Origin of the sequence: Phenylobacterium sp., from assembly GCF_020402505.1 — a bacterium.
Lineage (GTDB): Bacteria > Pseudomonadota > Alphaproteobacteria > Caulobacterales > Caulobacteraceae > Phenylobacterium.
The window spans coordinates 1-18,389 of the sequence record NZ_JADBZL010000223.1; the positions used below are offsets into that span (position 1 = coordinate 1).

The 18,389-nt window shown below is 70.2% G+C and carries 21 protein-coding genes; 5 read left to right on the top strand and 16 right to left on the bottom strand.

What is annotated here, in order from left to right; all coding sequences use genetic code 11:
* Positions 1-141 precede the first annotated feature (141 nt).
* The 8 genes from IM632_RS14320 to IM632_RS14355 all read right to left on the bottom strand — a co-directional run bounded on the left by IM632_RS14320 (position 142) and on the right by IM632_RS14355 (position 7,626).
* Complete coding sequence (locus IM632_RS14320; RefSeq protein ID WP_296552516.1) at positions 142-654, bottom strand: F0F1 ATP synthase subunit B; 513 nt, start codon at positions 652-654, stop codon at positions 142-144.
* Positions 654-1,232 carry a hypothetical protein gene (locus tag IM632_RS14325; RefSeq protein ID WP_296481572.1) on the bottom strand — a complete coding sequence of 193 codons (579 nt, stop codon included), beginning with the start codon at positions 1,230-1,232 and terminating at the stop codon, positions 654-656. Before IM632_RS14325 ends, IM632_RS14320 begins: the two co-directional genes overlap by 1 nt.
* 78 nt (positions 1,233-1,310) lie before the next feature.
* Positions 1,311-1,535, bottom strand: a complete 225-nt coding sequence (locus IM632_RS14330; RefSeq protein ID WP_293512506.1) for a F0F1 ATP synthase subunit C — start codon at positions 1,533-1,535, stop codon at positions 1,311-1,313.
* 51 nt (positions 1,536-1,586) lie between these two features.
* Positions 1,587-2,354, bottom strand: coding sequence for a F0F1 ATP synthase subunit A (locus IM632_RS14335; protein ID WP_296481567.1), 768 nt, complete (start codon positions 2,352-2,354; stop codon positions 1,587-1,589).
* A gap of 16 nt (positions 2,355-2,370) precedes the next feature.
* On the bottom strand, positions 2,371-2,595 hold the full coding sequence (locus IM632_RS14340; RefSeq protein ID WP_293512504.1) for an AtpZ/AtpI family protein: 225 nt from the start codon (positions 2,593-2,595) through the stop codon (positions 2,371-2,373).
* A 327-nt stretch (positions 2,596-2,922) separates the two neighbouring features.
* Positions 2,923-6,366 (bottom strand): AAA family ATPase, encoded by a 3,444-nt coding sequence (locus tag IM632_RS14345; protein ID WP_296550153.1) that lies wholly within the window; start codon positions 6,364-6,366, stop codon positions 2,923-2,925.
* Between the two features lie 18 nt (positions 6,367-6,384).
* Entirely contained in the window at positions 6,385-6,990 is a 606-nt protein-coding gene (locus IM632_RS14350) for a DsbA family protein (RefSeq protein WP_296484107.1), read from the bottom strand.
* A gap of 75 nt (positions 6,991-7,065) precedes the next feature.
* A complete protein-coding gene (locus IM632_RS14355; protein ID WP_293512498.1) occupies positions 7,066-7,626 on the bottom strand; it encodes a DciA family protein in 561 nt (186 codons plus the stop codon).
* Positions 7,627-7,722: 96 nt separating this feature from the next.
* Here IM632_RS14355 and mutY point away from each other — a divergent pair, with 96 nt between their 5' ends.
* Positions 7,723-8,769 (top strand): A/G-specific adenine glycosylase, encoded by a 1,047-nt coding sequence (mutY, locus tag IM632_RS14360; protein ID WP_296484110.1) that lies wholly within the window; start codon positions 7,723-7,725, stop codon positions 8,767-8,769.
* Here mutY and IM632_RS14365 read toward each other — a convergent pair.
* From IM632_RS14365 to IM632_RS14390, 6 genes are all read right to left on the bottom strand, one after another.
* Positions 8,726-9,337, bottom strand: a complete 612-nt coding sequence (locus IM632_RS14365; RefSeq protein ID WP_296552517.1) for an MFS transporter — start codon at positions 9,335-9,337, stop codon at positions 8,726-8,728. The two genes, mutY and IM632_RS14365, sit on opposite strands and share 44 nt — an antisense overlap.
* On the bottom strand, positions 9,316-9,897 hold the full coding sequence (locus IM632_RS14370; protein ID WP_296552518.1) for an MFS transporter: 582 nt from the start codon (positions 9,895-9,897) through the stop codon (positions 9,316-9,318). The genes IM632_RS14365 and IM632_RS14370 overlap by 22 nt, the downstream gene beginning before the upstream one ends.
* A gap of 53 nt (positions 9,898-9,950) precedes the next feature.
* Positions 9,951-11,030, bottom strand: a complete 1,080-nt coding sequence (locus tag IM632_RS14375) for a site-specific DNA-methyltransferase (protein ID WP_296484130.1) — start codon at positions 11,028-11,030, stop codon at positions 9,951-9,953.
* An 80-nt stretch (positions 11,031-11,110) separates the two neighbouring features.
* A complete protein-coding gene (locus tag IM632_RS14380; protein ID WP_296484116.1) occupies positions 11,111-11,731 on the bottom strand; it encodes a ribonuclease HII in 621 nt (206 codons plus the stop codon).
* On the bottom strand, positions 11,728-12,318 hold the full coding sequence (locus tag IM632_RS14385) for a DNA-3-methyladenine glycosylase I (protein WP_296484119.1): 591 nt from the start codon (positions 12,316-12,318) through the stop codon (positions 11,728-11,730). Before IM632_RS14385 ends, IM632_RS14380 begins: the two co-directional genes overlap by 4 nt.
* 25 nt (positions 12,319-12,343) lie before the next feature.
* Entirely contained in the window at positions 12,344-13,129 is a 786-nt protein-coding gene (locus IM632_RS14390) for a folate-binding protein (protein WP_296484122.1), read from the bottom strand.
* A gap of 55 nt (positions 13,130-13,184) precedes the next feature.
* Between IM632_RS14390 and IM632_RS14395 the strand changes: the two genes are divergently transcribed.
* From IM632_RS14395 to IM632_RS14405, 3 genes are all read left to right on the top strand, one after another.
* The gene (locus IM632_RS14395; RefSeq protein ID WP_296484125.1) at positions 13,185-14,180 is read left to right on the top strand and encodes a glycosyltransferase family 9 protein; all 996 of its coding nucleotides are present in this window, start codon (positions 13,185-13,187) and stop codon (positions 14,178-14,180) included.
* 237 nt (positions 14,181-14,417) lie between these two features.
* On the top strand, positions 14,418-16,046 hold the full coding sequence (locus IM632_RS14400) for a long-chain-fatty-acid--CoA ligase (RefSeq protein ID WP_296549934.1): 1,629 nt from the start codon (positions 14,418-14,420) through the stop codon (positions 16,044-16,046).
* Positions 16,047-16,133: 87 nt separating this feature from the next.
* The gene (locus IM632_RS14405; RefSeq protein ID WP_296497641.1) at positions 16,134-16,268 is read left to right on the top strand and encodes a hypothetical protein; all 135 of its coding nucleotides are present in this window, start codon (positions 16,134-16,136) and stop codon (positions 16,266-16,268) included.
* 3 nt (positions 16,269-16,271) lie between these two features.
* Here IM632_RS14405 and IM632_RS14410 read toward each other — a convergent pair whose 3' ends face one another.
* Together IM632_RS14410 and IM632_RS14415 are read right to left on the bottom strand one after the other, a co-directional pair.
* The gene (locus IM632_RS14410; RefSeq protein ID WP_296520996.1) at positions 16,272-17,162 is read right to left on the bottom strand and encodes an MBL fold metallo-hydrolase; all 891 of its coding nucleotides are present in this window, start codon (positions 17,160-17,162) and stop codon (positions 16,272-16,274) included.
* An 8-nt stretch (positions 17,163-17,170) separates the two neighbouring features.
* Complete coding sequence (locus IM632_RS14415; protein ID WP_296482836.1) at positions 17,171-17,587, bottom strand: TIGR01244 family sulfur transferase; 417 nt, start codon at positions 17,585-17,587, stop codon at positions 17,171-17,173.
* A gap of 119 nt (positions 17,588-17,706) precedes the next feature.
* Here IM632_RS14415 and IM632_RS14420 point away from each other — a divergent pair.
* Positions 17,707-18,389: ABC transporter permease subunit (locus IM632_RS14420; RefSeq protein WP_296552519.1), on the top strand; the 683-nt coding region annotated here is incomplete at its 3' end.

An 18,389-nucleotide genomic window follows, 5' to 3' on the forward strand; every position in this document is an offset into this window, starting at 1 on the left:
CTTCCCCGGCGTTTCCGGTTCCTCGTCAAGACGCGGAAGAAAATGAAGGGGCGCCGCCGCACGCCGGATTAGGACGGCCTCCAATCAAGGCCGGACCCCGCCGGAAGCTCCCCATCGGGAAAGCCATTGCGCCGGCCGGGCTCAGCGCAGCTTTTCAGCGATCAGGGGGATGGCGCGGTCCACAAGCGGATCCGACTTCGCGCCGGCGAGGCGGCCGGCGAGGACCTGCTCGGCCATGCGGGCGGCGAGATCCACGGCGGCGGCGCGCACCTCGGCCTCGGCCTGGGCCTCTGCGTTGGCGATCTTGCGCTCGGCCAGCTGCTGGCGACGGGCGAGGGACTCATCCAGGCGCGCCTTGGCGTCGGCTTCGTAAGCCCGGGCCTGTTCCTCGGCGGCGGCGAGCATGTCGCGCACCTGCTTCTCGGCCTCGGCGCGCTCGGCCTTCAGCTCCGCCAGGAGACGCTCGGCTTCGGCCCGGATCCGGGCGGCCTCGTCCAGGTCGTTCTGGATGGCGTCCCGCTGGGCGTCGAGACGGCCGGCGATCATCTGCGGCGCCTTGGCCACGAAGACCACGATGCCCAGGAAGATAAGCAGGCCGGCGGCGATCCAGGTTTCCGGCTTGCTTGGATCGAACGAGATATGGAAGGGGTTCATCAGGCGGCTCCCTGGGCGGCGGCCCGCAGATCGGCGGCGGAGGCCCCGGTCCCGGTCAGGCGCTCCACCATCGCACCCGCAGTGTCCGCCGCAATGTCGCCGACGCTGGCCATGGCCGAATCGCGAAGGGTCCGGATACGGGTCTCGGCGGCGGCGAGGTCCTCGGCGATGCGGGCGTCCGCCTCGGCCTGGCGGGCGGCGAACTCGGCGTTCGCCTTGGCCTTGGCCTCAGCCGCCACGGCGCGGGCGCGGGTCCGTGCCTGTTCGATCTCGGCTCGCGCGGCGCTCGCCTGGGCGTCCGCTTCATCCTGAACCCGGCGGGCCTCGGCCACCGCGGAGGCGATGGTTTCGGCCCGGGTGTCCTTCACCCTGCGCAGGCGCGGGATAAAGACCCTCGACATGAGGGTGTAGAGGACGATGAAGATCAGAAGCAGCCAGACGATCTGACCGCCCCAGTACTGAAGCTCGAACTGGGGCAGGCCGCCGCCACCGTTTTCGGCGGGTGCGGTTCCGGCGTGCGCACCTTCCAGGGCCGCAGATGCGGCGCCGGGGGCGTTCGGTGTGTCTTCGGCGGCCATCTGGCTACGACGTCCTCAGGATGCGAAGCCGCCGCCCCGGCCTGAGCCGGGGCAGGGGCGACGCAGGATCAGTTGAAGTCAGCTGAACAGGATCAGCAGGCCCAGAACGAAGGCCAGGATGCCCAGCGCTTCGGTCAGAGCGGCGCCGAGGATGAGGTTGGTGAACTGACCACCGGCCGCCGACGGGTTGCGGGTCGCGCCCGCAAGGAAGTGCCCGAAGATAGTGCCGACGCCGATGCCCGCGCCGATCATGCCGAGGGTCGCCAGACCCGCGCCGATGAACTTAGCCGCTTCCGCTTCCATGATTTTGGTCCTGCTTGAGTGTTGGAAAGGGGTGAAGGATGGACCCGGAGATCAGTGATGATCGCCGAGGTTGACCACGTCGTTCAGGTAGACGCAGGTCAGAACCGCAAAGACGAAGGCCTGAAGAAAGGCCACGAGGAATTCCAGGGCGGTCAGGGCGACCACGCCCGCCAGCGGCAGGATTGCGCCAACAATCCCCACCGCGCCCAAGGCCGCCAGTGCTGGGATGAAGCCGGCGAAGACCTTCAGGGCGACGTGGCCCCCCAGCATGTTGCCGAACAGACGCAGGGCGAGGGTGACTGGCCTCAGGAAGAAGGAGATCAGCTCGATCGGGGTCACCAGGATCAGCATGTACCAGGGCACGCCCGACGGCACGAAGAGCTTGTACATTCTGTGGCCGTTCCTGGCGAAGCCCACCACCAGAACGATCCCGAAGGTCATCAGGGCGAGGGTGACCGTCACCGCCAACTGCGAGGTTGCGGTGAAGGACAGGAACATTCCCAGCATGTTCATCGACAGGACGAACAGGAAGATCGAGAAGATATAGGGGAAGAACTTGCGCGACTCGTGGCCGATAATCCCCTCGGCCATGTCGTCGATATAGCTGAACAGGCCCTCGGCGATCAGCTGCGTTCGGCCCGGAACCACCGCTGCACGGCTGGTGGCGACGGCGAAGAAGGCGATGATCAGGCCCGCCGCGATCAGCATGGCCATGATCGAGTTGTTCAGCGACAGGTCGATGAGGATGCCGCCGGGCAACTCCACGGTGGGGAGCTGGAGGCCCTTGTGGATCTCGAACTGTTCCATCGGGCTGGCCATGCCGCCTCGAGCTCCTTCAATCGTCGTCGTCCGAGGCGTCATCGGGCAGGTCCCGCGGAGGACCCCAATCCCGCGCCGCCACGGCGCTGTAAATCCTGGCCGATCGAACGGCCATCCAGATCGAGATGACGAAGCCCCCCAGGACCCCGACGATCATCCCCCAGGGCGCCGAACCGACCAAGACGTCGACCGCCGCACCGAGCCCCACCCCGACAAAGACCCCGCCAAGAAGAAGGGCCATGATGCGGTATCCGTAGCCCGACGCCTGAGCGCCGTGATCCGGGATGTCCCGCGTCGTTCGCGCCTCCAGGGCCGCGGCCTGCTCGTCTAGACGACGAATGGCCTCTTCCCTCGAGGGATCCGATCCTGGCATGGGTCACACGGTCTGACGGTCCTGGCGGAAGCCAGAACCCCGGGCTGGATTTCGGGCCGGAACCTATAGAAGCGGTTGCAGTGCGTCAAGGCTGGGCGGGCGCCTTTTAACTTATTGATTTAAAAAGAAAAGAATGGCTTCAGAGAGCCCGGAGGGGCCGCTCCGCCCGGCCATCCGGAGATTCCGGCCTGACGCCTACTCCGCCGCCAGGGCCTCCGCCTGCCGCAGGTCCACGGAAACCAGCTGCGAGACGCCCCGTTCAGCCATGGTCACCCCGAACAGGCGGTCCATCCGCGCCATGGTGACGGGATTGTGGGTGATGGCGATGAAGCGGGTCCGGGTGCGCCGGCGCATCTCGTCCAGCATGTTGCAGAAGCGGTCGACATTGGCGTCGTCGAGCGGCGCGTCCACCTCGTCCAGCACGCAGATGGGGGCGGGATTGGCCAGGAAGACCGCGAAGATCAGGGCGCAGGCGGTCAGGGCCTGCTCTCCGCCGCTCATCAGGCTCATGGCCGCCATGCGCTTGCCGGGGGGGCAGGCGAAGATCTCCAGGCCGGCTTCCAGCGGATCGTCGGATTCCACCAGCCTCAGCTCGGCCTGTCCGCCTTCGAACAGGGCCTGGAACAGGGCCTGGAAGTGTCCGTTGATGATATCGAAGGCGGCCAGCAGGCGCTCGCGGCCCTCGCCGTTCAGCTCGTCTATGCCCTGGCGCAGCTTGCCGATGGCGCCCGACAGGTCGGCCTGCTCTGTGCGCAGGGTGTCCAGACGCTCGGCGTACTCCCGCGCCTCTTCCTCGGCCCTCAGGTTCACCGCGCCCAGGGCTTCGCGCTGGCGCTCGAGATTGTAGAGATGGGCCTCGACGCCGCCGGCCTCGGCCGGGATGGCGACCGCCTCGTCCGCCAGGGACCGCGCCAGATCGTCGGGTTCGACACGGGCGGTCTCGCGGATCTGGCCGCCGATCTCCGCCAGCCGCTCGCGGGCGGCTTCGAGCCGTGCGTCGAGCCCGGCCCGCCGCTCGCGCACCTCCGAGGCGGCGGTCTCTGCGGCGCGCACCTCCCGGGTCGCCTCGGCCCGCTCGGTCTCGGCGGCCGCCAGGGCGTCGGAGGTGGCGGCCCGGCGCGCCTCGGCCTGGCTCAGCTCGCTCAGCAGGGCCTGCAGTCGGTCGGCGTGGGTGGAGGGCTTCTCCCGGGCGACATCGAGGGCGGCGACCGCCTGCGACCGCTCCAGCGCAAGGCGCTCCAGGCGCTGGGCGGCGGCGGTTGCGCGACGGCTCCAGTCGTCCCGGTCAGCCCGGGTCCTTTCGAGTTGGCGGGCGCGTCCGTCGCGCTCGCGCACCTCGGCGTCGAGCGCGGCCCGGGCCTGGGCGGCGCCCTCGACGGCCGGGCCGGTCAGGGCGCGGGCGGCCTCCAGCCGGGCGGCGACCTCGCTGGCCTGTTCGGCGGACGCCACCTCGGCCTCAGCAGCGTCGAGCGCCGACTGGGTCTCCGACATCTCGGCCTGAAAGCGCCCGATCAAGTCGTCCAGGGACTGCTTCTGGGCTTCGCGCCGGGCGGCCTCCCGGTCGTGACGCTCCCGCGCCTGCCGGGCCTGGGCCACGGCCTGCTCGGCCGCTGCAGGACGGCGACGGGACTCCCGGACCTCAGCGTCGGCGTCCGAAAGGGCGGCGGACGCGGCGGCCAGGGCTGCGCCCGCAGTTTCGGCCTCAGGACGAAGACCGGCCAGCAGGGTCTCAAGCTCGGCCATCCGTCCGCGCTGCGCCATGCGCACGGCTGCGGCCCGGGGGGCGTCCGCCCGCGCGACGAAGCCGTCCCAGCGCCAGAGGTCGCCTTCCCTGGAGACCAGGCGGACCCCGGGCGCGAGGCTGGCGGCCAGGCGATCCCCCTCGCGCCGGTCGACCAGGCCCACAAGGGCGAGGCGGGCGGCGAGGGCGCCCGGCGCCTGGACCCGGTCCGCCAGGGGCTCGGCGCCCGGTGGCAGAGCGGCCGGGGGAGGGGGGGCGCCGTTCCAGAAGACCGGGGCCCTGGGGTCCAGGGCTGCGTCGAGGTCGTCGCCGAGGGCGGCGGCGAGGGCGGCCTCGAGGCCACGCTCGGGGGTGATGCTGTCGACCGCCGGCGGGTAGCCGTCCTCGCTTCGGTCCTGGAGCAGCCGGGCAAGACCCCGGGCCTCGGCCTCCGCAGCGTCGAGCCGGGCGCGGACTTCCCGGGCGTTATCCTGGGCTTCGCTCTCGGCCGCTGCAGCAGCGGACCGCCCAGCCTCGGCGGCCTCCAGGGCCGCGCGGGCGGCGGACAGTTCCGCTTCAGCCGCCGCCAGGGCGTCAGCAGCGGCGCGGGCCTCCGGGGCCTCGGCGCCCCCAAGGGCCTCACGCTCGCGGACGGCCTGGTCCAGGGCCCTTCGGGTCCGGGATACCCGGCTGCGGGCCTCCTCGGCCCGGGTCTCCGCCGCCCGTCGCTGGGCGGCCTCGGCGGCGACCTGGGCGGCCAGGGCCTCCACCTCGCCCTGGAGGCGATTACGCTCGGCTTCGGCCTGGCGGAGGCCGGCCTCCAGCTCCGGGCCGCGGGAGGGGGCCGCGGCGATTTCGCCCTCCAGACGGGCGATCTCGGCGGCCAGCCGCGCGAGGGCGGCGTCGGCGTCGGCGGCGGACTGGGTCTCCCGGGCGCGGTCGGCGTCGATCCGGGCGATCTCTGCGGTGAGGCGGCGGACCTCGTCGGCCAGGGCCTCCGCCTCGCGTTCCAGCCGGTCCCGGTCGATGGCCAGCTTGTTGAGGATCGCCGCCGCAACCGTCTCGGCTTCCCGAAGCGGGACCATGGCGGCCTCAGCCCTTGCAGAGCGGGCGCTGGCGCCGGCGGCGGCCCGGGCCGTGTCCTCGACGCCGCGAGCCGCTTCCTCTGCTTCCTCGGTCAGCCGTCGGACGGCCTCTCCCGCCTCGGCCCACCGGGCGTGCAGGACGGCGGCCTGCAGGGTGCGGATCTCGCCGGACAGGCGCCGATAGCGCTCCGCATTCCGGGCCTCCCGCCGCAGACGGTTCAGGGCGGAGTCCAGCTCCCGGGCGATGTCGTCCAGGCGGGCTAGGTTGGTCTCGGCGGCCCTGAGACGAAGCTCCGCCTCGTGACGGCGCGAATGCAGGCCCGAAACCCCGGCCGCCTCCTCCAGGATCATCCGGCGGTTCTGCGGCTTGGCCGCGATCAGTTCGGAGATCTGCCCTTGCCGCACAAGAGCCGGGGAGTTGGACCCGGTCGAGGCGTCCGCGAACAACAACTGAACGTCGCGGGCGCGAACCTCGCGTCCATTGATCCGGTAGGTGGAGCCTTCGCCCCGGTCGATCCGGCGGACGACTTCGAGGATCGGGCTGTCATTGTACGCCGACGGCGCCCGCCGCTCGGCGTTGTCGATGGTCAGGACGACTTCGGCGTGATTGCGGGAGGTCCGGCCGCCGGACCCGGCGAAGATCACGTCGTCCATGCCGCCGGCCCGCATGGCCTTGGCGGAATTGGCCCCCATCACCCACCGCAGGGCCTCCAGCAGGTTGGACTTTCCGCAGCCGTTTGGCCCCACGATGCCCGTGATTCCGGGCTCGATGCGCAGTTCCGTCGCATCGACGAAGGACTTGAAACCGGAGAGCCTGAGTCGCTGGAACTGCACCTGACCTCCCGGTCCCGCCTACTTCGAAGCTTCGGCGACGGCCTTCTCGAGGGCCTCAAGGGAGATTTCGCCGGACCCGATGGATTTGCCGTTGATGAAGAAGGCCGGCGTTCCTTTGACACCGTCCTGCTTCACCGCCCGCTCAACCCGGTCATTCAGCGCCTTGAGGGCGGCCTCATCGGTGATGCAGGCGTTGAACTGGGCCTCGGTCAGGCCCGCAGACTGGGCGATGCGCAACAGGACACCGCGCATGTCACCGGTCTGGAAGATCTCCTGCTGGCTTCGGAAGATGGCGTCCAGGACGGTGAAATAGCGGTCCTTGCCGGCGCAGCGGGCGGTCAGGAACCCGGCGGCCGCCAGTTCGTTCGGCGGGGTCAGGAACTCCTTCAGCGTGTAGTGCACCTTGCCGGTGTCGATGTACTTCGCCTTGAAGGCGGGGAAGACCTCATTGTTGAAGGTCGCGCAGTGCGTACAGCTGGCGGAGGCGTACTCCACCATTTTCAGCGGCGCCTTGGGATCCCCGAGGGTCATGTCGTCGGCGGCCGGGGCGGGGCCGCGGCTGCAAGCCGCGAGCAGAAGGACGCCAGCCAGGGCGATAAGGGCGAGGGGGCTGAAGCGGAACATGTCGCCTCCGGGAATGGGTTGAGTCTCGATTAGAAAGCGATTCTCGGTCGTCGGGGACGGTGGGCCAAGGGGCTGTCACGGACTGCCGGGCGGGTTTCTGTGGACGGACCGGCCCAGGGCCACCAGGGCGCGCCGCAGGCGATCGGTTCTGGCCGGCTCCGCCTCGCGGGCGAGGTCGGCCTCGACGGCGGCGTCCAGAGGCGGCGGACGGCGCCGACCGGCCAGCTGAGCGGGCGCCTGGACGGGACGCAGGCGCAGGGGCCCCTGAACCACCCTTAGCCTTCCCGCAGATCCCGCCCCGAGGAACAGGTTGACCCGCTCCAGGATCTCGGCGCTCCGGTGCTGGATCAGGGTCGCGGAAGGGCCCGCGACCCGGATTTCGAGGACGCCCGGCGCGCCGCCCCGCGGCGAGGACAGCTTCACCGGCTCGGTTCGGCGGGCGAGGTCCGCGCCGACGATGTCCGGCCACCGGGCCTGCAGCGCGCCGGGACCCTGTCCGAACCGCTCGTCCAGCGCCTTCAGAAGGGGAGTCAGGCTGCGACCCGCAGGAGGCGCCGGCCGGCGCGCCGGGCGGGTCCGGCGGCGGGCGAGGATCTCCGCGGCTTCGGCAAGGGTGGGAAGCTTCCGGCTCGGCATGTTCTTAGTCTACAGCGGGAGGCGCGACGGGAGCGAGTCCCGGTCGGGCGAAGCCGACCCTTTCCGCGCCGGAGTGAAACCTCATAGTCTGCCCCCATGACTCCTGATCGCCTCCAGGCGCGCATCCGCGATTGGTATCGGGCCAACGCCCGGACCCTGCCCTGGCGGCGACCGCCGGGTGACGGCGCCGTCACCCCGGACCCCTACCGGGTCTGGCTCTCCGAGGTGATGCTCCAGCAGACCACAGTGGTTCACGCCGCCCCCTACTACGAGACCTTCCTGCGACGCTGGCCCACCGTCACGGCCCTGGCGGATGCGGAGGACGCCGAGGTCATGGCCGCCTGGGCGGGCCTGGGCTACTACGCCCGGGCGCGGAACCTGCTGGCGTGCGCCCGGGCCGTCCGCGACCTGTGCGCCGGACGGTTCCCGGATACGGAGGCGGCCCTGCTCCGCCTGCCCGGGGTGGGGCCCTATACGGCGGCGGCGGTGGCGGCGATCGCCTTCGACCGCCCCGCCAACGTGGTGGACGGCAATGTTGAGCGGGTCATGTCCCGGCTCTTCGCGGTGGAGACGCCCCTGCCGGCGGCGCGCGCCCAGCTCCGGGACCTGGCCGCAGGCCTCGTGGACGCGGCCGCCCCCGGCGACTGGGCCCAGGCCTTGATGGACCTCGGCGCAACCATCTGCCGGCCACGCGCACCACGGTGCGACCTCTGCCCGGCCGCCGAGGCCTGCGCAGCCCGCGCCTCAGGCGCACCGGAAGCCTGGCCGCGAAAAACGGCGCGAGGCGCCCGGCCGGACCGCGTCGGCGTCGCCTTCGTCCTGCGCCAGGGGGGGCGGATCGCCGTCGTCCGCCGGCCGCCCCGGGGGCTCCTGGGCGGCATGCTGGGCCTGCCGGGCACGGCCTGGACGGCGGACGGCCCGGGACCCGAGGACATCGCCGCCGCCGCGCCTGCAGACCTGCGCTGGCGGGACGCCGGCGCGGTGGACCATGTCTTCACCCACTTCCGCCTGACCCTGCGGGTGCTGACCGCCGATGGCGATGCACCGGCTTTGGAGTGGCTGGCGGAAGGCTCGCTGGGCGACCTGCCCAGCGTCTTCCTCAAAGCGGCCCGACGGGCGCTGGGGATGTCCGCCGCGGGATGAGCAGGGCCGTCATGACCAGCCCCGCGACCGAGATGCAGATCGCCGAGAGGGGAATGCCCGGAACCCCCACCGTAGCGAGGGCGAAACCGCCGACGGCCGATCCCAGAGCCTGACCCATGGAGTTGACCGAGCCGTTGACCGCCATGGCGAGGGGCGCTCCCTCGCTCGTCTGGATAATCCGCGCCGACAGCACCGGCATGAGCGAGAAGAGGGAGGTCGAGGCGACGAAGATGGCCAGCGCCACCAGTATCTGGCTGGGCGGACCCGGAGGGAACATTTGGCTCGTGGCGGCGACGTGGAGGCTCATGGCCGTCAGCTGGCCGAAGAAGCAGAAAACCAGCCACTCCCGGCCCTCGCCCCGGTCTCCCGCCCGGCCGCCGAGGGACAGGCCGACGATGGAGCCCAGCCCGATCACCATCTGGAACAGGCCCACTCCCGCGCCGGTGACCCCGGCCCCGACCCGGACCACCGGGGCGATGAACAGGTTCACCGTCATGTTGGCGGCGAAGCACAGGAAGCCGCCGGCGTAGAGCGGCAGAAGCGGCGTCAGATCGATCCTCCCGCCCACCGAAGGGGTTGCGGTCGAACGGAAGGCATCAGGGCGACGACCCCTGCGAAGGCGATGGCGGTCAGGGTTCCGGCGAGGATGAAGGTGGACCGCCAGCCGAAGTGAGCGCCGACGAAACTGCCCAGGGGAATGCCGATGACAAAGGCCACAGTCATGCCGCCCATCACCATGGCCACCGCTGATCCCCGGCGTTCGGGCGGCGCCAGCGCGGCGGCGGCGACGCTCGCCGAAGGTCCAGCGATGGCGGCCGCCAGCCCGACGAGGGTTCTCAGGGCGAGGAGGGACTGAAACCCTGGCGCCAATGCGCAGGCCAGGTTGGCCAGCGTCCCAAAGCCAAGGGCGGCGATCAGCACCACCTTGCGGTCCGCCCGGCCCAGCAGCCAGGCCAGGGGCGGGCCCAGGAGGGCGGAGACCAGGACGTAGGAGGTCTGAAGCTGGCCGGCCACCGCCGTCGCGACCCCCAGATCCTGCGCCATGGTCTCCAGAACGCCCGCGAAGATGAAGGCGGTCGACCCGAAGGCGAAGGCGGACAGGGTCAGGACCAGGACGCGCGGGTTCATCCGGCGAGCTTAGCCGGGAGCCGGCGGTCGCAAAGGAAAAACGCCGGGGAGGGTCAGCCCGGAAGGCGGCTGCGGACCTGGGCGCGCAGAACGTCGATGGGGGTCAGCCCCTTGTCGGTGCGGAAGTGCCAGTAGGTCCAGCCGTTACAGGCCGGCGCCGACTGCACAAAGGCGCCGACCTTATGGATCGAGCCCGTGAGGTCGCCGGTCGCCAGGGAGCCGTCGGCCCGGACACGGGCGGCCCGCTCGCCCCGCGGGCAGTAAAGGACATCGCCTGGCCGCAGCAGGCCCGCCTCGAGAATCTGGCCGAAGGGCACCCTTGGCTCGGCGCGCTTGGAGCCGGTGACCTGCAGGTCCTCCGGCGCGACGGGCTGGACGCGGGCGATACGCCGCCGGGCCAGGTCGACGTATTCGGTCTCGCGCTCAATGCCCAGATAGCGGCGACCGAGGCGACGGGCGGCGGCGCCCGTGGTTCCGGTGCCGAAGAAGGGATCCAGCACAAGGTCTCCGGGCTTGGTGGAGGCCAGCAGGATCCGGTGCAGCAGGGCCTCCGGCTTCTGGGTGGGATGGGCCTTGGCGCCGGTCTCGTCCTTCAGCCGCTCCTCCCCCGTGCAGAGGGGGAAGGTCCAGTCCGAGCGCATCTGCAGCTCGTCATTCGCCATCTTCATGGCGTCGTAGTTGAAGGTATAGCGCTTGGCGCCCCGGCCCTTGGCCGCCCAGATCAGGGTCTCGTGGGCGTTGGTGAAGCGCGCGCCCTTGAAGTTCGGCATGGGGTTGGTCTTGCGCCAGACCACATCGTTCAGGATCCAGAATCCGAGGTCCTGGAGGAGGGTCCCGACCCGGAAGATGTTGTGGTAGCTGCCGATCACCCAGATGGCGCCGTCGTCCTTCAGGACCCGCCGACACTCCGCAAGCCAGGTCCGGGTGAAGGCGTCGTAGGCCGCAAAGCTCTCGAACTGGTCCCAGGCGTCATCGACCGCGTCAACGCGGGAATTGTCCGGCCGCAGCAGGTCGCCGCCAAGCTGGAGATTGTAGGGCGGATCAGCGAAGACGAGGTCCACCGACCGGTCGGGCAGGCTCTTCAGAACCTCGATGCAGTCGCCCTGGAGGATGGTGTCGGGGGTCACGCCCAGTCCTTAACCTGCGGAGGTCGAAAAAGGAATCCTCGCCCTGTGTGGTTGAGGCTCCGTTTCGAAACATGGTGAACGGAAGGTTAATCCGCAGGCCCGAGCAGGGCCCGGATCGGAGCGAACGAGCGACGGTGCGCCGGGCAGGGCCCCAGTCTGCGAAGCGCCTCCACATGGCGGGGCGCGTGGTAGCCCTTGTGCGCGGCGAAGCCGTAGTCGGGCCAGTCCCGGTCCAGCTCGACCATCACCCGGTCGCGGGCCGTCTTCGCCAGGATGGACGCGGCGGCGATCGAGACCGATAGTCTGTCGCCCTTCACCACAGGCCGAACCGGCGCCGGCAGATCGAAGCGCCACGATCCGTCCACGAGAATGCTGGCGGGCGGGATGGAGAGCGCCTCCACCGCCCGGCGCATGGCCAGGCCGGTGGCCTGCAGGATGTTCATCCCGTCGATCTCCTGGACGCTAGCGAAGCCCACGCCCCAGGCCAGGGCGGCGGCCTTGATTTCGACCTCCAGAGCGTCGCGCCGGCGTTCGGACAGGGCCTTGGAGTCGTTGAGGCCCTCCGGGATACGCGCCGGATCGAAGATCACGGCCGCAGCGCTGACCGGTCCGGCCCAGGGTCCGCGGCCCGCCTCATCGACCCCGCAGACCGGCCCTGGGGAGGCGGCCTCCAGGGTGTAGTCCGGGCCGGTCCCGCGACGGGTCACCCCCCCATCTCCAGGACGCTGGCGTGACGGTGGCAGGACACCAGGTGGTCGTTCACCATCCCCACAGCCTGCATGAAGGCGTACACGATCACAGGGCCGACAAAGCGGAAACCCCGCGCCCTGAGGGCGGCGGAAATCTCCCGGCTGAGGGGCGTCTCGGCGGGCACGTCCTGCAGACGTTCGGAGAAGGTCTGGATGGGCCGCCCGCCGGTGAAGTCCCAAAGAAAGTCCGCGAAGTTCACGCCGGCTTCCCGCATGTCGAGGAAGATCCGGGCGCCCGAGATGGCGGCGTCGATCTTGGCCGCGGAGCGGACGATCCCGGCGTCGGCCAGCAGGCGGGCGCGGTCGGCGTCGCCGAAGCGGGCCACGGCCTCGGGGTCAAAGCCGGCGAAGGCGGCGCGGAAGGCCTCTCGCTTGCGCAGAATGGTGATCCAGGCCAGCCCGGCCTGGAAGCCGTCCAGCACGAGCTTTTCCCAGAGGGCTGCGGGGCCGCGCTCGGGCACGCCCCATTCCTGGTCGTGATAGGCTTCGTACAGCGGATCCCCCGCCATGCCGCGCCAGTTGCAGCGAATCAGGCCGTCGCACATGCCTCGCAGCCTCGCAGGCACAGGCTTATCCCGGCAAGGGCGGCTCGGCCGACACGGTTCGTCCGTCCGCGGTCAGGGCGCCGTCGAGCCGGTCCAGCCTCAGGAGCGCCAGGGCCAGGCCTTCGACGCCGGAGCGGACCTCGCCGGCCCTCAGCGCGCCGTTGAGGACCTCCGACCCGCGGGTGGGCGGGGGGCCTGCAAAACGGATCGGGACCAGGCGCGTCTTGACCTGGCCGCGCCGCTTCATGCGCGAGGTCGTCTCCTGACCGACAAAGCAGCCCTTGGCGAAATCGATCCCGCCGACCCGGTCGAAGTTGAGCTCCACGGGATAGTCCCGGTCAAAGTCGAAGTCCTCGGCGTCGCCGACGCCGAACTCCAGCCGGCGGCGGCGCCAGTCCACCGGTCCGGCGGTTTCCGCGGGGGGGCTCTCCGGTCCCCAGGCGCGCCGGGCCAGGCCTTCCCGGCGCGGATCGGCGACCCAGCCGGGACCGGGGGCGTCCGGCCAGCAGGTCCAGACGCCGGCGTCCAGGGGCCTTATGTCGACCCTGGACCGCAGCTTGTAGATCTTCAGGCGAGTGACCAGCTCGTCCCGCCGGTCCGCCGCCACGTCCAGCCAGACCGCGTCCGGCCGGCCAATGATGAAGAGGTCGAAGAGCAGGCGCCCCTGGGGCGTCAGCAGGGCGCCGTAGCGCGCCTCCCCGGGAGCCAGGTCCTCGACGGACTGGCTCAGCAGGCCCTGCAGGAAGGCGAGCCGGTCCTCGCCGGATACCTCCACCAAGGCGCGGTCGGTCAGACGGACGCAGATTGTCATAACGGAAACCTTCCGGCGGCTGGAGCCTAACCTAGGCTGCGATTATGTATCTGCAATGCCGGTCGCGCCGTTTCCGATTCTCTTCATTACCGCCACGCGGATCGGTGACGCCGTGCTCTCCTCCGGCCTTATCCGGCGGCTCTCGGAGGAAATCCCGGAGGCCCGTTTCACCATCGTCGCCGGCCCCGCCGCTGCACCCCTCTTTGAGGACGTCCCCGGGCTCGACGCCATTATTCCTCTCCAGAAGTCCCGGGACGGCGGCCATTGGCTGCGCCTCTGGAACCAGGTCCGCCGAAGATCCTGGGGTTTGGTGGTGGATCTGAGAGGCTCGGCCCTCAGCAGCTTCGTGAGGCGTCGTCGGCGCGCGGTCTATCGCAGCGCCTCCGGCCCCGCCGTCCACAAGGTCATTGAGGCGGCCCGCGTCCTCGGCCTTCAGGACGACCCTCCCGCCCCCCACATCTTCGTCGGCGAGACGGCGGCCCGGCAGGCCGAAGCTCTTGTCGCCGGGGAGGGCCCCATCCTGGCTCTCGGGCCGGCGGCCAACTGGATTGGCAAGACCTGGCCCATCGAGCGCTTCGCCCAGGCGGCCATCCAGCTGCTGGGGCCCGGCGGTCCGCTGGCCGGCGGCCGGCTGCTGGTCGCGGGCGGTCCGCAGGACGCAGGTGTCCTGCCGACCCTTCGGTCGGTGGCGCCCCGGGGCCGGTTCATCGACCTGGTGGGAAAGGTCGATCTCGTTACCCTGCATGCGGCGCTGGGCTCGGCCAGGCTCTTCATCGGCAACGACTCCGGCGTCATGCACCTGGCGGCTGCAGCGGGTGCGCCGACCCTGGGCCTCTTCGGGCCGTCGGACGAGCGCCTCTACGCCCCCTGGGGAGATCGGGGGCGGGTGCTCAGGGGCGCGCGCAGCCTGGAGCAGATCCGGACCCTGGACCCCGAGCTTTCCCAGGCTATCTGCCACATGATGGACCTGTCCGTGGACAGCGTCGTCGCCGCCGCCCGTCGCCTCGTCTCGGAGACCGAGAGCGCCCGACCGGCGCAGGTCGACGGCTGAAACCTCCGGACCTCGCCGTCGCTCTGGGGAACCTCCGCCTCGGGCGAGGGGAATGCAGGGCGGATGGCCGATGGCAGGGAGCGCCTCGGGGTGGCGGCCTTTGAATCTCCCTGGCCCGCAGACCTTTTCGAGCGGGCGGCGTGACCCCGCCCCGCCGTTGCCTCCGGCGGGTCGAGACCTTACTTTCCGCGCAGCGCGCCTGAGGGCGCTCCAAACACAAGACCTGGAGGGTTTCTCATGCTTGGCCGAATGCAGGACTGGCCGCTGACCGTTGACCGGATTCTGGATCACGCCAAGGCCTGGCACGGAGACCGCGAGATCGTCACTCGATCCGTGGAAGGCCCTATCGTCCGGACCACCTACGCCGAGGTCCACAAACGGGCGAAGCGCATCTCCAACGCCCTCAAGGCCATGGGCATTCAGCCCGGCGACCGGGTCGCGACCCTCGCCTGGAACTCCGCCCGGCACCTCGAAGCCTGGTACGGCATCATGGGGATCGGTGCGGTCTGTCACACCCTCAATCCCCGGCTCTTCTCTGAGCAGCTGATCTACATCATCAATCACGCAGAGGATCAGGTCATCTTTACAGACCTGACCTTCGCCCCGCTGCTCGCCCAGATCCGGGAACACATCCCTACTGTGAAGCACTTCGTCGTGCTGACGGACGAGGCGCATCTGACCGACCAGCTGCCGGGCGCCGTGGCCTACGAGAGCCTTGTCGCGGGTCACTCCGACGACTGTGTCTGGGGCGGCTTCGACGAGAATACGCCGGCGGGTCTCTGCTACACCTCCGGCACCACGGGCAATCCCAAGGGGGTCCTCTACACGCATCGCTCGAACTTCCTGCACACCCTGGTGACGGCCAGCGCTGACGTGCTGGGGATTGGAGGCCGGGACATCATCCTGCCGATCGTGCCGATGTTCCACGCCAACGCCTGGGGGATCGCCTTCTCCGCGCCCGCCGTGGGCGCCAAACTCGTTATGCCCGGTCCGAAGCTGGACGGCGCCTCTGTGCATGAGCTCATCGAGGCGGAGGGGGTCACCTTCTCCGCCGCGGTTCCCACCGTCTGGCAGATGCTTCTGGCCCACCTGCGTCAGACCGGAGGCAAGCTGACGACGCTGAAGCGCGTGGCGATCGGGGGCTCGGCCGTGCCGGAAGCCATCGTCCGCGGCTTCCGGGACGAGTATGGCGTCGACGTCACACATGCCTGGGGAATGACGGAGACCTCCCCCCTCGGCACCATTGCCAGCCCCTCATACAAGGTCGCCGAGATGGATGAGGAGACCCAGCTCCGCTTCAAGCTGAAGCAGGGCCGGCCGCCCCTCGGGATCGATCTCAGGCTGGTGGATGACCAGGAAAAGCTGCTGCCCCACGATGGCGAGACCTTCGGCCGACTGAAGGTCAAGGGCCCCTTCGTGGTGGGCGAGTACTTCAAGGGCGATGGCGGCGAGATCCTCGACTCCGAGGGCTTCTTCGACACCGGCGACGTCGCGACGATCGACGAGTACGGCTACATGCAGATCACCGACCGGGCCAAGGACGTCATCAAGTCCGGGGGTGAGTGGATCAGCTCCATCGAGATCGAGAACATCGCCGCAGGCCATCCCAAGGCGGAGCTGGCCGCGGTGATCGGCGTGGCCCATCCCAAGTGGGATGAACGGCCCCTGTTGCTGGTCAAGCTGCGCCCCGGCGAATCCGGGACCAAGGACGAGTTCCTGAAGTTCCTGGACGGCAAGATCGCCAAGTGGTGGACGCCCGATGACGTCGTCTTCGTGGATGACATCCCCCTCGGCGCCACCGGCAAGATCGACAAGAAGATCCTGCGGCAGCGCATGTCCGATTACGTCCTGCCGACGGCGGGCTGAGGCCTCGGCCCGGCGGCGCGGCCTTGACCTTGATCAAGGCGGCGCCCGCTGCGGCGCGGAGGATGGGGGCCTTGTCAGGAGGTTCACATGCCCCATCTTCCCCTCGCCGAGCAGGCCTATCTGCTGACCGCCCTCTGCGCCTTCGCCGTCTTCATCCTGGCGCTGGGCGGCGTCTCGACCCGGATCATGCTGGGCCGCAAGGACCCGCCGTCCAAGGTCTGAACGTCAGGGACGGCGGTAGGTCGATCCCGGACCGGGCTCCCCGTCACAGGCCAGCACGCCCCGGCGCACCAGGTCGATGGCGTGCCCGAGCAGGGAGTTGGCCGCCGCCGGGTGCAGGCGCTTGTCCACGGCGGCATAGAGCTCCGGCACCATGTCGGCGATCCGGCCGACCCCCTTGTCCACACAGGCCAGGAACTGGGCTTCGCGGGCGCGCCGGTGCGCCGCATAGGCGGCGATGAACGGGGCCACTTCAGTGATGGGCGGGCCATGGGTCGGCCAGAGGGTGTCGAACTTGCGGTCCGCCACCTTCTGCAGGCTCTCCATGTAGGCGGTCATGTCGCCGCCGGGGGGCGAGACCACGGTCGTCGACCAGCCCATGATGTGGTCCCCGGAAAACAGGGCGTTCTCTTCGTGTAGGGCGAAGCAGATGTGATTCAGCGTGTGGCCGGGGGTGGCCACGGCCTCAAGCGTCCAGCCCGGTCCACGGATGATCTCGCCGCCGCGGATCACGATCTCCGGCCGGAAGCTCTCGTCCTCGTCCGCCTCCACCACGACGCCGTCCGCGGCGCCGATCCGGGACGGGGGGCAGCCTTGGATCCGCGCGCCTGTCCGGGCCTTCAGGGGGCCGGCGAGGGGAGAATGGTCCGCGTGATGATGCGTGATCAGGATGTCGGTGATGGTCTCGCCCGCCGTCGCGGCCAGGATGGCCTCCAAGTGGTCGTCCAGGTCCGGGCCGGGGTCGATGACGGCCACCCGTCCCTTCCCGATGATGTAGGTGCCCGTGCCCAGGAAGGTGAAGGGGCCAGGATTGTTCGCCACCACGCGGCGGATAAGCGGCGAGACCTGGTCGCAGGCGCCATACTCGAAGGTGATGTCTCTGACGAAGGGGATCATGGGCTGGCTCACATCGGCCGCGGGAGGACGGCGGAGAGGTCGTAGCCGGCGCCGGCCGCCAGGGCGACCAGGGCCTCCCGGTCATGGTCGCCGGCCCGCAGAGATCCCAGGGCCCAGGCCGTAACGGACCGGGTGCCCGAACGGCAGTAGGCCAGCACCGGGCCGGCTGCGCCGGACACGGCGGCGAAGACGGCGTCGGCCGTGGCGGCGTCCGGCATGCCGGCGAAGGGAATGTGCACGAATTCCAGGCCCGCGGCCTGGGCCGCCGCCTTCATTTCCGCACCCGTGGGCTGGCCGGGGCCCTCTCCGTCCGGCCGGTTGCAGACCACCCGCACGAAGCCCTGCTGTGCGGCGGCGGCCATGTCCTCCGGCGCGAGCTGGGGTGCGACGGAAAGGCGCTCGGTGACGCGGTGGAACTCGGACATGGACTCATCCTCCGGACTCCCCGCCGCTCGGATTGCGGGCGGGTGCGTTGACATCATCGGGGGGGGATGGAAGTTTCGCAATCGTCAGGCCCGCAAAAAGACCTCGTCACGGCTTTCCCATGTTGCGCTTCATCGGTCGACGTCTTCTCGTGGCGGGGCCCACCCTCCTGGTGGTGATCACCCTGGCCTTCTTCATGATGCGCGCGGCCCCCGGCGGCCCCTTCGACACCGAGCGGCGTCTGCCGCCGGCGGTGGAGCAGAACCTGAAGGCCCGCTATGGCCTCGACCGGCCCCTTCCGGAGCAGTACCTCGCCTATCTCGGCGGCGTGGTGCGCGGGGATTTCGGGCCGTCGCTGAAGTATCCCGACAAGACCGTCGCCGACATCCTGAAGCAGAACGCTCCCGTCAGCCTCAAGCTGGGACTGGCGTCGATGATCCTCGCCCTCGCGGTAGGGGTCTCGCTGGGCGTCCTGGCGGCCCTGCGCCGTAACGGGATCCTGGACGTCGGCGCCATGGGCCTGGCCATACTGGGGGTCTGCGTGCCGACCTTCGTCACCGCGCCCCTGCTGATCCTGCTCTTCGGGTCGACCCTGCAGTGGCTGCCCAACGGCGGATGGAACGGCGGGGCCCTGCCGAACATGATCCTGCCGGTCATCGTCCTGGCCCTGCCCCAGGCGGCCATCCTGTCGCGCCTGACCCGGGCCGGGATGATCGAGGCCCTGGCCGCCGGCCATGTCCGCACCGCCCGGGCCCGGGGCCTCCCGGAGATCGCCGTCGTCCTGCGCCACGCCCTGCGTCCGGC

What these genes read in the sequence shown, in the direction of transcription:
- IM632_RS14320 (WP_296552516.1), bottom strand. Translation starts at nt 654, where the DNA reads ATGAACCCCTTCCATATCTCGTTCGATCCAAGCAAGCCGGAAACCTGG.
- IM632_RS14325 (WP_296481572.1), bottom strand. Translation starts at nt 1,232, where the DNA reads ATGGCCGCCGAAGACACACCGAACGCCCCCGGCGCCGCATCTGCGGCC.
- IM632_RS14330 (WP_293512506.1), bottom strand. Translation starts at nt 1,535, where the DNA reads ATGGAAGCGGAAGCGGCTAAGTTCATCGGCGCGGGTCTGGCGACCCTC.
- IM632_RS14335 (WP_296481567.1), bottom strand. Translation starts at nt 2,354, where the DNA reads ATGGCCAGCCCGATGGAACAGTTCGAGATCCACAAGGGCCTCCAGCTC.
- IM632_RS14340 (WP_293512504.1), bottom strand. Translation starts at nt 2,595, where the DNA reads ATGGCCCTTCTTCTTGGCGGGGTCTTTGTCGGGGTGGGGCTCGGTGCG.
- IM632_RS14350 (WP_296484107.1), bottom strand. Translation starts at nt 6,990, where the DNA reads ATGTTCCGCTTCAGCCCCCTCGCCCTTATCGCCCTGGCTGGCGTCCTT.
- IM632_RS14355 (WP_293512498.1), bottom strand. Translation starts at nt 7,626, where the DNA reads ATGCCGAGCCGGAAGCTTCCCACCCTTGCCGAAGCCGCGGAGATCCTC.
- mutY (WP_296484110.1), top strand. Translation starts at nt 7,723, where the DNA reads ATGACTCCTGATCGCCTCCAGGCGCGCATCCGCGATTGGTATCGGGCC.
- IM632_RS14370 (WP_296552518.1), bottom strand. Translation starts at nt 9,897, where the DNA reads ATGAACCCGCGCGTCCTGGTCCTGACCCTGTCCGCCTTCGCCTTCGGG.
- IM632_RS14385 (WP_296484119.1), bottom strand. Translation starts at nt 12,318, where the DNA reads ATGTGCGACGGCCTGATTCGCTGCAACTGGCGCGGCATGGCGGGGGAT.
- IM632_RS14390 (WP_296484122.1), bottom strand. Translation starts at nt 13,129, where the DNA reads ATGACAATCTGCGTCCGTCTGACCGACCGCGCCTTGGTGGAGGTATCC.
- IM632_RS14395 (WP_296484125.1), top strand. Translation starts at nt 13,185, where the DNA reads ATGCCGGTCGCGCCGTTTCCGATTCTCTTCATTACCGCCACGCGGATC.
- IM632_RS14400 (WP_296549934.1), top strand. Translation starts at nt 14,418, where the DNA reads ATGCTTGGCCGAATGCAGGACTGGCCGCTGACCGTTGACCGGATTCTG.
- IM632_RS14405 (WP_296497641.1), top strand. Translation starts at nt 16,134, where the DNA reads ATGCCCCATCTTCCCCTCGCCGAGCAGGCCTATCTGCTGACCGCCCTC.
- IM632_RS14410 (WP_296520996.1), bottom strand. Translation starts at nt 17,162, where the DNA reads ATGATCCCCTTCGTCAGAGACATCACCTTCGAGTATGGCGCCTGCGAC.
- IM632_RS14415 (WP_296482836.1), bottom strand. Translation starts at nt 17,587, where the DNA reads ATGTCCGAGTTCCACCGCGTCACCGAGCGCCTTTCCGTCGCACCCCAG.